The 15,013-nt window shown below is 56.0% G+C and carries 9 protein-coding genes; 2 read left to right on the plus strand and 7 right to left on the minus strand.

Translation table 11 applies throughout. The features are described from left to right. Position 1 precedes the first annotated feature (1 nt). The 7 genes from B2828_RS02385 to B2828_RS02415 all read right to left on the minus strand — a co-directional run bounded on the left by B2828_RS02385 (position 2) and on the right by B2828_RS02415 (position 11,024). On the minus strand, positions 2–508 hold the full coding sequence (locus B2828_RS02385) for a hypothetical protein (RefSeq protein WP_479632083.1): 507 nt from the start codon (positions 506–508) through the stop codon (positions 2–4). Then, complete coding sequence (locus B2828_RS02390) at positions 505–1,200, minus strand: pilus assembly FimT family protein (RefSeq protein ID WP_479632084.1); 696 nt, start codon at positions 1,198–1,200, stop codon at positions 505–507. The genes B2828_RS02385 and B2828_RS02390 overlap by 4 nt, the downstream gene beginning before the upstream one ends. A 75-nt stretch (positions 1,201–1,275) precedes the next feature. Then, the gene (locus B2828_RS02395; protein ID WP_479632085.1) at positions 1,276–4,329 is read right to left on the minus strand and encodes a beta strand repeat-containing protein; all 3,054 of its coding nucleotides are present in this window, start codon (positions 4,327–4,329) and stop codon (positions 1,276–1,278) included. Positions 4,330–4,403: 74 nt separating this feature from the next. Beyond that, positions 4,404–6,806, minus strand: coding sequence for a LamG-like jellyroll fold domain-containing protein (locus tag B2828_RS02400; RefSeq protein WP_479632086.1), 2,403 nt, complete (start codon positions 6,804–6,806; stop codon positions 4,404–4,406). A gap of 14 nt (positions 6,807–6,820) precedes the next feature. After that, complete coding sequence (locus tag B2828_RS02405) at positions 6,821–7,984, minus strand: LamG domain-containing protein (protein WP_479632087.1); 1,164 nt, start codon at positions 7,982–7,984, stop codon at positions 6,821–6,823. A gap of 185 nt (positions 7,985–8,169) precedes the next feature. Next, entirely contained in the window at positions 8,170–9,594 is a 1,425-nt protein-coding gene (locus tag B2828_RS02410; RefSeq protein ID WP_479632088.1) for an MFS transporter, read from the minus strand. Between the two features lie 350 nt (positions 9,595–9,944). Continuing rightward, the gene (locus B2828_RS02415) at positions 9,945–11,024 is read right to left on the minus strand and encodes a LacI family DNA-binding transcriptional regulator (RefSeq protein ID WP_479632089.1); all 1,080 of its coding nucleotides are present in this window, start codon (positions 11,022–11,024) and stop codon (positions 9,945–9,947) included. A gap of 125 nt (positions 11,025–11,149) precedes the next feature. Between B2828_RS02415 and B2828_RS02420 the strand changes: the two genes are divergently transcribed. Then, positions 11,150–12,565, plus strand: coding sequence for a family 4 glycosyl hydrolase (locus B2828_RS02420; RefSeq protein ID WP_479632090.1), 1,416 nt, complete (start codon positions 11,150–11,152; stop codon positions 12,563–12,565). A 175-nt stretch (positions 12,566–12,740) separates the two neighbouring features. Further along, positions 12,741–14,903, plus strand: a complete 2,163-nt coding sequence (locus B2828_RS02425; RefSeq protein WP_479632091.1) for a glycosyl hydrolase family 28-related protein — start codon at positions 12,741–12,743, stop codon at positions 14,901–14,903. Positions 14,904–15,013: the final 110 nt, after the last annotated feature.

The raw sequence follows: 15,013 nt of genomic DNA on the forward strand, positions 1-15,013 counted from the left end.
TTTACCATCGATCCAAAGTGGTAAAGATTTCGACGGAACCGGAGGCGCAGTCGAGGCTCGCCGCCGCCGGCCAGCTTACCCGAATATCAGCGTTCGTCGGCGCGATTTGACTCGCGATGGAATCCGCGAGCGGATTTGCGGGCGTCCTCATGGTAATGGTCACAAGGTAACGGGCATTTCCCTTGGCCAAGGTTGTCATTTGCCCGGCTTCGTCGGCGAAAAAGGTTGGGGCACTGAGGTTTACGGTGCCCTTAGTGGAAAGTGGTAATGGCAGTTGGTAGCGGAATGAGATCGGCGTGGTTCCGGTGGTCAGCGGAAGGGGCGTCGATTTAAGATCGGCGGCGACCGCCATGGCGAGATTCATCGCCGAAGCCTTTTCGGAAGCATTGCGGGTGGAATTCAAGCCGATGGGAAAAAGCCCCAGGAGCGCAATCACGCAAAAACTCGCAATGCCGAGCGCCATAGCCACCTCTACCAAAGAAAAGCCGTTGGTCCGCTGGATCTTCATGGCCGGAAGACTCGCACCTGACCGGTTAGACATCCAACTTGAAGCGCGGCGGTATTTTTGCTCGTCTTCGCGACTCCTTGCGTAGGTTGCAACCCAATCTCGACCCATTGAAGACCAGGCGGCGGATTGTCCACCGGCAACGAAATGGAACCATCGGGATGGATTTCGATGACCCGGTTGTTATCCGACTGAAAACGTTGCGCAAACCCACCCGGTAGCGAGATGGCAGGAGAAGGCGGCGTCTGAGTGGTAAGCTGAGCAACCTTGACGGTTGGGCGGCTTCCATAGCCAGGAAGGGAGTCGCTCAACGTGACGTTTTTCAATATTTCCGGCTTATTGATCTGAATCAGGTTATCCGTTGCCGAATTGCTGGAGCCATCGCGGGACGCGACGACGAAAACAGCCGTGTTCAACTGGTTAACCGTGGAGACATCCGTCATATTGAAGCCTACCCATACATAGGTGTTTTGGGCCATGGCGTAGGCGCGGGCCCGTTCGATCAGGCCACTCATCTCCCAGGCGTCTTTGTTGACATCGGCGCCACCCACGAACGTGGAAATGGTCAGAGTGGATATCAACGAGATCAAGGTGGTTACCACCAATATTTCGATCAGCGAAAAACCGGCGGTATTCCTATGCCGGGACCGAAATCCGGCACCGGAACTTTCAGGCTGAGTATGGGTCCGATTCATAGTCTTTGTTGAAACGGTGGTGGCCTTCGTTGGTGCCCGCATTCGCGGACATTAACGTGATTAGCATTATTCGTATCAGTTGCGCAACCGCCGGGTTATTCCCAGCATGCAGATGCCGCCAATGATCATTGCCCACGTGCTCGGCTCCGGAACTACCGTCAGGGATACGTCGTTATACAGGCCGTCGTTCTCCGATTTGGCCTTGTAATTTATGAGGTATTCCGTGCCACCAACCGAGAACGTAAACGTGCTGCCGGAGGTGGTGACCGTGTAGGTGGAGCCGCTCGTGATAATCTCCGAGAAGTAACCCGTCGTCGTGCCACTGCCGGTGTTGTCGATGAGCGTGATGGTGTTGCCCAGCGTCAGGCCGCTCAGTTCTTTCAGATCCAGCGTGCCGTTAAGGCTCACATTTCTGCTGACCTTCACCTGATCATAGGAAATTCCCGCCACCGTTCCGCTCACTTGCACCACCAAAGTGGAGTTTTTGTCCATGGAGAAGTTGCCCTCGACGGTGGTGATCCCGGGGCTGTTGCCGGGGGAGAGAGTGCCACTGGTTAGCGTGAGGTTGCTCGTCACCGTGCTGTTGCCTTTGAGCAAGCCGCTGACATTGGCGCTTCCGGCAATAGTGCCGTTGGCGTTCAACGTGGCGCCCGTAGAGACTGAAAGCGTACTGGTGGACTGGGTGGTGCCCGTCAGAGAAGTCGTACCGCCAGCCACCGTTACGCTGCTGGCGATGTTATAACCGCTCAGCGTGCTCGAACCGTTCAGAGTGGTGGCTCCAATGCTCAGGCCGCTGCCGTTGATGGTGGCGCTGCTACCGGAAACCGTGCCGATCACTTGACCGCTACCGGTAAGGGTCGCCCCGCTGCCGACCGTCATGTTGCCGTTGGCCGTGCCGCTGACGTTCAGTTCGCCCGAGGCGGAAATCGCAATGTGGCCATTGGCATTTACGATGCCGGTCAGGCTATTGCCGGCTCCATTGAAGGTCGCCAAGCCGCCCAGTGTAAGTCCATTACCGTTAAGTGTGCCCCCGTTGAACACCGTGGGGCCATTCACCGTGCCGTTGCCGCCCAGAATCGATCCATTCACATTCACCGTGCTGTTGGAGGATGTACCGGTGATGTCGAGTTCGCCCGCGGAGACGATGGTCGCCCCGCTATAGGTGTTGTTACCGGAGAGCGTGAGGGTGTTTGCGCCGAGTTTGACCAAGCCAATCGCGTTGGCATTGCTATTGGTGTTGGCGATGTCCGACCCATAGACAAAGGGAACAGTCGCGTTGGTGGTATCAATCCCAAGGAAAGAACCGTTCATGAGACCGCCGGTGGAGCTGCCAAGCCCCTTGATGACATCGAGGTCGGCCTGCGTAAATTCGCCGGTCCCTCCCACATTGAGCGCGAGGGTCGCGCCTGAGTTAACAACCATTTTCGCTGCCGTCCAGTTCGCTGCTGAACCGCTGTAAAGAGCGACCTGTTTGGCAAACTGCAGCGTGCCCCCGTTGACTTTCGTCATGCCGGTGTAGCTATTGCTACCGGAAAGCGTGAGATTGTTGGCACCGAGTTTGACCAAGCCAATCGCGTTGGCCTTGCTATTGGTGTTGGCGATGTTCGAGCTATAAATGAAAGGGGTGCTCGCGTTGGTGGTATCAATTCCGAGGTATGAACCGTTCTTGAGACCGCCGGAGGAGGTGCCGAGCCCTTTAAGAATATCAAGATCGGCCTGCGTGAATTCGCCGCTCCCTCCCACATTGAGCGCGAGGGTCGCCCCCGAGTTGACAACAATTTGCGATGTCGTCCAACCCGCAGTTGAACCGCTGTAAAGAGCAAGCCGGTTGGCGAACTGCAGTGTACCATTGCTTACGGTGGTAGCTTGAGTGTACGAGTTCGAACCGGAGAGAATCGTGGCGCCGGTGCCAATCTGCTTAACAGTGCCCCTGCCGGAAATGTTATTGCTATCGGCAAGCGTATCGCTGCGGTCATAAACCAAAGATGAAGCACCGCTGGCGGCAGGATTGAAGCTCACGCCGCCCGTACCCAGGCAGCCGGTCGTTCCTCCATTGCCGACCTGAATGGTCCCCCCTGCGCCGGCGTACGTTATCCCTCCATCCCAGGAGTTGCTGCCCGTAAAAATTAACGTTCCACCTGTGCTGTTAACCAAAAATAACCCCGTCGTTCCCGTGGAATTAACTCCAGTTGAATTCTGCTTTGTGACGTTGGCGGCGATGGTCGCGATGCAGCCGCTTGCCACGGATAACTGCACGCCACTACCTGACATGAGGGTTTTATTGGAGAAGGACCCGATTCCAAACGTTGACCCCGCCGAGCCCAAGGTCACGCCGGCCGTGTTAGAAAAGGTGAGCCCACGTTGGCTGGCCGCCGCCATCTGGATGTTCCCAGTCAAGGCAATGGCGGCGGTTCCACTGAACACTGTGGTGCCATAATACCAGAAATTCGTGGCGGAACTGAACCCGCTCGGATTGGTGGCAGAAATGGTGAAATTATTGTTTGACTGATTAACACTCAAAAGACTCAGTCCCGCATACGTTGCGCCCGAGAAGGTCAGGCTGCCGTTGGTGGCGCTAAGGGACAGGACAGTGGCTCCCGTCGCGCCCGTCCAGGCCGCCGAACCTAGGGTGACGTTTGTGGCCGAAATGGCAATGGTGCCCGTCGCCGCCGCCGTCGAATCGAACAGCATCGAGTTCAACACCAAGTTGCCGGTTCCGGAGCCCGCGACATTCAACGTATTGGCGGCGAGATAGACCGTCGCATTGATGGTTTGGGCGTTTGATGAGTTTTGTGTAATGAGGTTGGTCCCCGATCCGCCGTTGAATTTGAAATTCTGTGCCGTTGAACCCAAAGAAGATCCTATCGTGTAAGATCCCGCTCCCGAAGCAAACGTAATGGACGAGGTTGCGTAGGACGTGTCAACGGCTGGCGCGAGATTCGTGGGGCTGCCCGAAAATGTAAACGTATTGACCGTGGAGGGGGTGGGCGCGGTACCGCCCCAGTTGAAACCGTTCGAGAAATTGTTGTCCGTCCCGGACCAAACGAAGTCAGCGCCGGAGACGCTCGGCACTGGGCTTAGAACCGGTAATATCAGGGATAAGGTTACAATCCGTAAGGAGGTTTTCATGATTTACGTGGGGTTAATGATTTGTTGTTTTCTTGAAGTATGAGGAGAATAGGGGAAATAACGTGCGGCAAGGGTTACAGTCCGGAGAAAACCAAGAGCGCCTGCCGCGCCTGTGTGGACACGGAATCGGCGTCAAGTGGCCCGTCGAGAATGCGGAGCAGCCCCATGACTCCCGCGAAATAGCTGTCCGCGGAAGTCTTATCGACCAGACCGTCGCCATCGGAAGTTCCGAGGGGACCGCCAAGCACAACCTTTTCGGAGGAGCGAAGTCCACGCGCCTCCACCTCGCCCGCAAATTTGCCATCCACATACAACTTCAACTTCTTCATGTCGTACGTGGCCGTGATGAAATGCCATTGGGATGCCGTAAGCGCTTCGGTTGAGGTTACCGTCTTGAACTCACGGTTTTCATCGAGGCGGCGGGCGGAAACGCGGCCTCCCTTCTCCAAACGTAGGGAAATGGAGGCGCCGCGTTGGGTTAGCAGCTCTTGTTGCCGGTCCACGCCATCGGGGCAAATTGCCATCTCCACGGACATGGGCCCGGGCAGTGCACTGTCAAGAGGCAGCAACACCGTCTGTCCCTTTCCGTCAAATTTAAGAACATCCAACTGAGGGGCGACGTTTATCCATTGGGGCGGTTTTTGCTCCGCTGGCGCGCAGAGATCCCCGTGCAGTTTGTGGCCGGAGAGATCGCGAAGCTTGTTTTCGCCAGCCGGGTAGCGGGCGAATTTGTTTTCCTTTTCAAACTGATACGAAGCCCACCCCCCCTGCGCCGCAGGCTCATTGACCCAGGCTCCATTGGAATAAGCAACAGTACCATCCGGAAAGGCCACCAAGGCCCCGTAGTAATCATTCCCGCTTGCCGCCCCCTCCAGCGAGGGATCGCTCATCCAGTTGTCGATCACGGCGCTTCGCGAGGCGGCGTCAGGATCGTTGATTACGGAGCCGTCTTTCAAATAAGCCACGCCCTGCACCGGCTCGCCGCCTTGCACAGCAACCGAAAGCAGGCGGGGATTTGGAGCCGACAAGTTCGCCTGGGCTGTGTCCGCACCGTTGATTTGCAGGCGAACTTTGGCGTTCGGGTTGAGGCGATGGAGCGGAACCTTGAACTCCAGCATATCCGCCTGGACCGAGTTAACGACCACGGGAACCGGAGGAAGACCTTCATAGAACCGATGGTAAGGTTTCCCGGCCCGGGCGGAGGTGACTTCCACGCTGACCTCGATCATGTCGCGCGTGAGATCGCCGAGAATGGGGAACGAGAGCACGACCCCGTCGAGAGCGGTGCCGTCGAGGTTCGAAAAATTCTTTTCGCCGAGCGCCTTCCCACTGGAGGTCTTCAAACTAACCTTGCCGGATAACCTACCGAAGGCGGGCGCCACTGGGAGGTTCAGAATTTCGACGTCGAGGTTTTCTCCGGGAAAGACATTCTTGCGATAGGAGGCCACCACCCGGGGTTGCGTATCGGCAGGGAACGGAGCCTTATTGAGGATGTCCGCAAACTCCGTAATGAGGTCGAGCAGGGCATGGGTGTGGTCATAGGATGGTTCGACCGATGTGGCTTCCACCCAATCGTTCCATGTTTTGAGGTGCAGCAGGTCGATCGGGACGGCTTGAGCCGCGGCGAAGCCTTTGCGCAAGGTCAGGGTGCCACGGCTGCTAATGAAGTTGCGGGCATCCTTGCGGGAAGCGTAATAGCCAGCCTGGATGCCTGCGCCATAGATCTTGTCGGATCCCGCTCTTCTGATGGCCTCGCTGAGATTCTTGTAGCCGCCTAAACCGCCATCCAACGGCTGCGTGAAGTGATAAACGCCGTCCGCTTCCCGTAACAACGACTGGATTGCCGTGGGCAAAAAGGTTCCCTTCACCGCCCAGTCCACATCGCTCAACGGTTCGGAAACATAGAAGATAGGGCGGCTTGCCTCGCGGATTTTCTGAATGGTGGCGTTGAGCACCTCGGGCTCCTGGATTCCGCCGTTTCCGTAATCCATCATGAACGGACGCCCCTTCCATTGATACCAATTGGGGTTGTCGCCGAAGCGTTTCAAGAGTTCGGTCGCAAGGTTCTCCAGATCTTGCGGCCGCTTGGAAAGGTCCCCATCGACGGCATGTACGGTCGGGAACACCTTGGCCCCGGTTTGCGCGGCGGCATCCAGGTATTTTTGGAAAATGTCACACCAGTAATCCACGGTACGCCGTTCGTTGACAAAGCAATAGATCGCCAAGGCGCTGTTGGGCACCGCTTCCTTCATGGTCCGCAGCTGCCAGACGTAATCCGGCTCGTCGCCGGGGGCAAACGGGCGGTCGTAGCAAAAGCGGAATTGTTCGGAAAACCCACGCGGGTTGCACCAACTGGGGCAGGCGTGGAAAATGACGGGGATGCCGCGTTGTGTCACGGACGCCGTTTCAGCGGCAGCCACGGGAAAGGTTGCTGCGCCGATGCTCAGATATGCGGCGAAAATGAGAAGACGTTTCATGGGAGAGCTGAGCTTTAGGGTAAGGCGAGTTTTACGAGAGAAGCGGATTCCGAGTTATGGAATGCCTCGGACAACTCTCGAACGGTTTCGAGCGGCAGAGCCCGGTTATAGACGGCATAGGCGCCGATTTGGCCAACGAAGGGATTCTTCCCCCCGTCCTCCGATCCCAAATTTTCGCAACGATCACGGGTCGCTGATTTTCGCCCGTCACAGGCCTCCATTGCCGCCTGCTGGCCGTCTACGTAGAGCAGGACGGCTACACCGTTAAAAATCGCGGCGACATGTTGCCAACGATCAGCGGCTTTGACGGCGCTCGTTGCGATGCGCGGATTCCTGCTGTCGTCGCTGCGCTTAGCAAAATAACATCCACTGTCGTCGATCCCCACGGCCAGGATGCCCGATGCGCGAATGACTTGCAGCTTTGACGCGGGCCCGGGGCGGAGCCAAAACGAAAGCGTCAGCGGTCCGGCGGGCAGGTCATTTACGGTGAAGTTAATGGGCTTGCGCACCGGGCCGACCAGCACTGGTAGTCCCGCCTGGATTTTAACCGCGCCTTCCACCGGCAGGAGCGCATGCCTCCTCCAGCGGTCGACCAGTTGTGGACCCTCGCTGCCAAACCCAAAGTCGGCGAGGGTTTCATCGCGGCTGACCACGGGCCGGAACCAAAACGGGGCGGAATATCTTCCGGAGTGATCAACGGTTCGCAGGAAGAAACACCCTTCGGACGGCCAGGGACCGTTGAAACAAGGGCCGGAATGGATCGCGTTGAATCCGTTGATGCAAAAATCCCCCCCAACCCGCAGTGGCAGAACCGCCGGAGCCGGATTGCCGTTAGCCAGAGGCGGCTGCCGCGTGATGAGCCGGTCGCGGCCAAAGCTGCTGCTTTCGGGAACAACGGCCAGAGCTGGCAGCAGGTGTTCGATTCCGTCTTTCGTTTTCAAGCTCATCGGCAGGTTCGAGCCCGGCGCGGCATCTTCGGGAATCACCAAATCCATGACTTTTTCGCCGCCGAGCGCTACCTCAAGCCGTCCGCAACGCAGCACATCCGCCTGGCCCAGCCGATCCCCAAGGATTTCCACCGAAATGCGCTCCCCCGGAGTGCTGGCCTGGGGATAAGCCACGTCAAACGACAAAGGCGAGATCTCTCCGTGGGCCAGCGCGAAACTCCCCAGGATCACCCCAAAAGCCATTCTCCCGAGCCCCGAAACGACGACGGATTCCCGTTTAAACCCTAGCGGAGCAGGCGAACCGAGGTCAGTCCCGGCCGGTCGAGAATATGGAAGACATTGGGGGGTCATGAATTCTAAGACGTCTGTGAATATAAAAAAGATTCGCTTTCCCGCAAGAAAATTCTGTTGACTTTTTATGCCTTCCCTACCGGAAGCGGCGGCACGTAGCGATTGGGGCCTCCATAGCGTTTCCATTCCCGGATCACGCGCAGCATCGGAAAAATCGCCAGGCCCGAAACCACGGTAGTCCACAGGAAGGCCATGCGGTAGTCGTTATGAACCAGGTCCATTAACGCCCCGATCAAAAGATTGCCGATGATCAGGCCCCCGCACCCGAAAATGTTCATGCCGGCGAAAAACTGGCCAAACTCCTCCCCGGGGAAAAGCTTCATTGCCGCAGCCATGGAGCCAAGCGCCCAAGCGCTCGTCGGAAGGCTGAAGATCAGACAGTAAACGAGGTAACCCCTCCCGCTGTTGACGGCCACGTATCCCAAAATCGGGCAAAGGCACAGCCCGATGATGGAGGCAAGCGTCACCCACAGGGGGGAAAGGCGGTCGCAAAGCCACCCTAGCGCGAAAAATATGATCGCGGAGAGGCCCGCGATCCACGAAAAGATTTGCCCCAGGCTGGTCATCTCGATGCCCAGCGTATCCTTGACGAACAAAGTCGTAAATCCATTCGCGCAGTTGATCGCCATGCTGACGAGCAAGTAGGTCAGGAAAAACCAGCAGTAGAGGGGGATTTGGAGACACTCGCGGCAATAGGCACGGTAAGTGTTGAGAATACCCAGATGCCTTTCAGCCGATTCGGGCGGCGGGTATTCCCCCTCTTTCACTCGGGAGCACATCAAGAAAAATGCCGCGAGATAAAACAGGCCAATCCCCAGGCAAATTTCCCTCCGGTAAGTCAGGATATGGGGAAATACATACCAGAGGAAGAAAACCGAACTGACCGTGCCCACAATGCGGAACCAAGCGAGAAAGCGCGAAATGAGACTCTGCGGCACCACGTCCCGGATCAGGCAATTATATGAGCCCACCAGCACCATGTTGAAGAAATGGAAACTGACCGTCAGCGCGCTCAGCAGGCCAAGAATCAGCCCTCCCCGCGTAATAGAACCGGGCAGATGAGCCGCAAACCGATCAAAGACCCCGCCACCAATCTCTGGCGCGAAACCGGTAAGGATGAGGGAACAAACCACCAACGGAGTCGATACGTAAAGGAACGGGATGCGCCGACCAAGGCGGCTTCGGAAATTATCGCTCCATCGGCTGATGCCGGGAAGAAAGACGACATTAACCAGCCCGGCAAAGCTGCCGGTCATCATGCCGATCAACGTATTGGAAGCCTGGAGATCCTTGAGGTAGATGGGAAAAAACCGGCTGAAAATCGACTCAAAAAACGTGAATGCAAAATCCCCCCAAAGCAGCCAGAACAACAGGGCCACAAGCCCCCGCCGGGTATAAACGAGGGTGCCAATCTGGTAGGTATGTAGTTCGCTTTGAGGAAGGGACTCGGTTTGCATCGTGGTTGGATTCATGCCTGGGTCGCGAATCATAAAGCGCGGGATGCAACAACCACGTTTTGGCACCAGATCCTGGCTGCTTTTGCGACCGTCAAAGCCTCCGGTTTGTGGAAATCGCGGTATTGGATAGCCTCGTTCGATAAAGTTTTCATCCGGTGGATGGAATATTTTGCGGAGCCCAAAAAGGGCGGTGTGTAGAAAAGGTAATTGGAGAGACCGAGGCCCAGAGAGTTGACAAGAAATTCTCGTGGGACGCAGTTTTGGCTGGAAAAATCACATACGTCTTGGAATATCACACCGCAAGCCTTTTCGTCAGATGGGAAATAAAATTGTTGCGAAAAACGAGTTTTCGCTCAGCCGCGGGGCTTCTGGAATTGGTGGGCTTACCGGCGGTCTGAGCGCGCGGGTCCCGTGGATTCGCCAACGATCAAGAACGGCTCCACAAGTTCATGAATCGTTATGGACTTTTCTCCCGCAGGCCGCGCGATCTCCGCAGCCAGCATAGCCGCGGCGCGTTCCATGACCGCTTCCGGGTTTTGGTCAATGGTCGTAAGGCGGGGGCAGGAATGCGCCGCCACATCGATATTGTCGAAACCCGTCACCGAGACGCGCCCGGGCACGTCGATGCCCGCGTCCTTTAGCGCTTGCAGCGCGCCAAAGGCCACTAAGTCGTTCAGCGCGATCACGGCGGTGGGAAGTTTCCTCGATTCCGATATCAGTTTTTGGACGAGAAAGCGCCCCGTCTCGATCGACGAAACCTTGCCTTCAGGCAGCGGCAACGTTTGCAGGACATCGGCGGGATCGAACCCACGGCTATCCACGTACTCGGCGAGCGCCGGATATCTCCACAGGTCGTGGAAATCGGCCCCGACGAGGGCGATCTTGCGGTGGCCCAGGCTCCACAGATGGTCGATCAGCAGTTGCATTGCCCGCCGCCGGTCGAGCGAGACGCTCGGAGTTTCCTGGGTGAATTGCGGGTCGATATGAACGGCAGCCATGCCCCCCAGAACGCGGCTCGATTCGCTGGCGCTCATCTTCGAGTATAAAAACACGATGCCCTCGGTGCGAATACGGATAAAGTCCGCGACCGTTCGGAATTCGTTTCGTTTATCGTGCAGAGTGATCTCCAGGAGGCTCCGCAGCCGCCGCTTGCGTAACGACTCCTGGAGGTGATAAATCTTTTCGTTCAGGACCGGAATATACAGCCCGGAGATACAAACCCCGACCATACCGGAGCCTTTGCCTCGCAGCCCGCGAGCGTACAAATTCGGACGGAAGCCGAGCTTTTCCACCGCCTGCTCCACCCGTTCCCGGGTTTTAATATTCACCTCGCTGTGACCGTTAAGGGCACGCGACACAGTCCAATCCGACAGGCCAAGATAACGCGCCAGATCTGCCACGGACGTCACTGTCGGATGCGGATTTTCGATGGAAGAAGGGGTGTTTTTTTTACGCCGAGTCATGAGTGTCAAAACAGCGAGTTGTTCAATATAGGAGAGGTCAGCCGGTTTCTACCACTTAAAATCCATTCTCTTGACATGAAAAGACAAAAACCCCATAACTCCAATACGTCTTTGAATTTTTTGCCATGTCCAAAAAAATTAGCTTTATCGGAGGCGGGAGCTACCAGTGGGTGCCCGTCCTGTTTCGGGATCTTGCTGTAAACCCTCACCTCCAGGATTCGACTTTTGTGTTACACGACTTGGATACCGCGCGAAACGCGGAGCTGGCTGCGATTTGCCGCACCATTGCGACGAAAGTCAAATCAACGGTGCGTATCGCAACAGAAGACGTATTCGAGGTTGCCATCAAAGACGCCGATGCCGTGGTGCTGTGTATTTCCACAGGCGGTCTGGAGGCCATGGAGCCGGATGTTGAGATTCCCAAAAAGTACGGGATTTACCAAACCGTTGGAGATTCCACCGGCCCAGGAGGCATATCGCGCACGTTGCGCAATGTGCCGGTGGTGGTGGAGATGGCTCAAAAAATGGAGCGGCTTTGCCCCGATGCCTGGTTGCTGAATTTGAGCAACCCGATGGGGCAGATCGTTCGAGCCATCCGGCAAACATCCCGCGTCAAAGTCGTCGGCCTTTGCCATGAATATATGGGCTTTATGGAAAAGGTGGAAAAGTGGCTTGGCCTAAAGAACTGGAAAAACGAGGTCACCGCCACGATCGCGGGAATCAACCATTTCGCATGGATTACCCGGATGTCCGTCAACGGGAAGGATGGCCTGGCATTACTGGCAAAACATTTTGAGAATAACGAAGCGCAAAACACCGTCGGAAACGAGCGTTTGGTCAACCTCAGCCAGAGCTTGAGTGAGGACGACGTAAAGTTAGCGCTGTTCCAAACTTATGGAGCGATGCCGTATCCAGGCGATCGCCACATCGTGGAATTCTTCCCACACTTCCTTTCGGAGAAAACGCGCTACGGCGCGGACTTCGGAGTGCAATTAACTAGCATCACCGATCGCCGTACGACGTGGATGGAGATGTTTAAAAAGCGGATCGCCGAGTGGACCGCCGCCGCCCCCGATTCCGTGCCGCTGCAACCTTCCAACGAATCCCTAGTGCCGATTCTCGCCGCGCTGTTGGAGGGCGTGCCGACCATCCAGCCCGCCACTCTGCCCAACGAAGGACAGGTTCCAAACCTGCCCATGGGCTCGTCGGTGGAAACTCTCGCCACGTTCGAGCGGAATTCAGTTTCGCCCCACGCCTCCGGTTCATTGCCGGATTCTCTTTCAGCCCTGGTATACAAGCATTGCCTCACGCAGGATCTCAGCGTGCAGGGAGCCATCGAAGGCGACCGGAATAAAATTCTCCAGGCCATGATCGCCGACCCGTTACTGAACAATAATGATTTCCGGGAAGTAAGCCGGATGCTGGACGAACTGCTCGAAGCCAACGCCGCCCTGTTGCCACAATTCTGTGGCAAGCATCGTCTGGAATCTTCTCAAACCGACCCGAACGGAAAGGCTGTGGTCCGGCTGGTCGCCTGCTAGCCTCGTATGCTTTGGAAATGAACCGCTGGATTCGCATTATTAGCTTCCTCAGTACCTCAAAAAACAGGGCGCGGCCCTTCCAGTTGTCGCGGTCGCAAACCCCATCCCCGACGGCGCAACACATTGTGCTGTTCCGGGCACTCAAAGCTTCAAATATATCGAAGATCAACATTTTATGAAGAAAAGCGTTACCTCAATTTGCCTGGTTGTCATTCTTTTCATAGCTCCGCGATATTCCGGCTATGCCGAAGATCAACAAATAGCCGCCCCATCCAATGCTGGGGTGGCCAATGTGCGCGACTTCGGCGCAAAAGGTGATGGCAAAACGGACGACACCGAGGCCATCGAAAAAGCGTGGGCCTATGTGCTGAATCCTACAAAGGCCACTTTTTTTTGGAAGCAGAAGCTCCCCACCGTTAACACGGCGCTTTATTTTCCACCGGGCGTCTACCGTTACTTGGGCAAGGGATTGACAACGGGTGGGGCCAAGAACGCGCCGCAGACTTGGGACGTGCGCGGAGACGGTGTGAACAGCGTGCGTATCATGGTTGAGAGTGACGCCTATTTTATTACGTGTGAACGGGTGCAGTCGACGCTCATTGAAGGGATTTCATTCGTCGGTGGAAAGGGAGTCTTCAAAAGCACATGGAAAGGAAACATGGTCGGTGGGAAACACATTTTCCGGAATTGCTATTTCTTCGACTACACGGAATGCGCAATCGGGAACAATGCATGTGACTCCCCCTATCTAGTGGTTGAAGATTGCATTTTCCATTGCCGCGATGGGGCCAGAGCCATTGGCATTACCTGGGGCGGTTATGTGGACGATTCACAAATTACCCGATGTGACTTTGAGCAAAACGCCTACCATATCAAGGTGGGGAATCGGCTTAGCGGCAGCTTCCAAATTGGGCCTCGCAATATGTTCCTGTCTTTTAACGGCACAAAAACGGAAGCGGACATCTGGATTGTTCCAAACTCTGAAGGGAACCGCGGCATCAACAGCGGGCAAGGGTCGATGATCTGCGAGAATAAGTTTGGCAACGAAAACCTCGATTTAGCCAGCCCGCGCATTCTCGTTGCCGCCGAAGATGAAACGCAGGAAGGGGACCGACTTACCCGCAAGCCGGATATGAAACCTTGCGGCGAGGATCGGCAGGTCATTGGATTCAAGCTGCGGGACAACTTATTCATGGGCAAGCAGGGAATGATGCACGGCATCGTTTATTCGTATGTTCCGCACACGGCCATCACCTTCGACCATAACTGCCTTGTAGGCGGAGCCTATCCTTACATGATCGAATTCGATCCGGGCATCCGGCGGCTTCCAGACCGGCCGCCTGGAAATACCACCTATTTCTATCCCCAGGAACGCGACGGGGTGGAACGCGACCTCTTTCCCACTGAATCGAGCAATCTTCCAGGCTATTCTATCGTAATGGATCCTTACGGAAACTTTGCCGGACAGAATGAAGCCCCCTCTTCCTGGCCGTTGAAGCACGATCCATCATATACCCCGATCATTGCCCTAGCCGGTCTGAATGCCCCGCGTTCTGGCAATGTATCGGCGACCCCAACGCTAGATCCGCGCGGAGAAAAAACGGCCGTCGCTCTACATCTTGACGATCCGGCCGGTAGAATTGAAATCAAAACCGATGAAAAGCATCCCCTCGTCGAAGGAAGAGTCGGTTTTATTGATGTCGAACTCAAAGCTTCCGAATCAAGCTCGCTTGATTTTGTACATATCATGCTCCTTAACAAGGCGCATCCATCAGAAGCGGTTGCTCAATCTGCTGAAAAGGCTCATGCATTCCTCGGGGACAAAACCTTGCTGAACCAAAAAGCATTCTCCCGAATGGTAAAGCTGCAACCCTATTGGCAAAGGATTACCCTTCCCTTTGTTCTGCGCAACACTGAAGGGGCAGACTATTATTTGGTTATTCGGCCCTACGGATACGAGCCATCCCAGCAGTTTATCAAAGGAAAAAAAGACAGCTTTGTTTGTGGTGAAATTCGCCTTTACCACGCCAAGGTCCCGAGTGACGGTTATTGCGAGGGCGTGCGCACGGTTGAGGATGCCGATCTCGTATTGCGCTCCGGCATCGACCCGGAACAAGTGGTCTACACGGGCACTCTTTCAGCCGAACGGACCGTGCGGTTTGTCCAGCCTGGCCCACTCATTCAGCCCATGCCATCGTCCCGGTTCCGGATCACTCGTCTGGCGGCAGGCAAAGCTCCTCTTAATATCGAAGGCTCCGGTTCCCTTGGGGCCAACGAATGGTGTGATGTCGCCTTCGTACAGAATACGTTCCGTATCGTGGCCAGAGGAAAACTTTGATCAAACAGGCGCATCCTCATCGACAGAAGCGGCATGCGGCCAACCTCCGCGTTCACGCGCACATTTTCCAAAACGACTAAAATCGCCGATTTCTTTACCCTCCAACATCT

It is taken from the genome of Spartobacteria bacterium UBA695 (assembly GCA_002298145.1).
Taxonomy (GTDB): domain Bacteria; phylum Verrucomicrobiota; class Verrucomicrobiia; order Chthoniobacterales; family Chthoniobacteraceae; genus UBA695.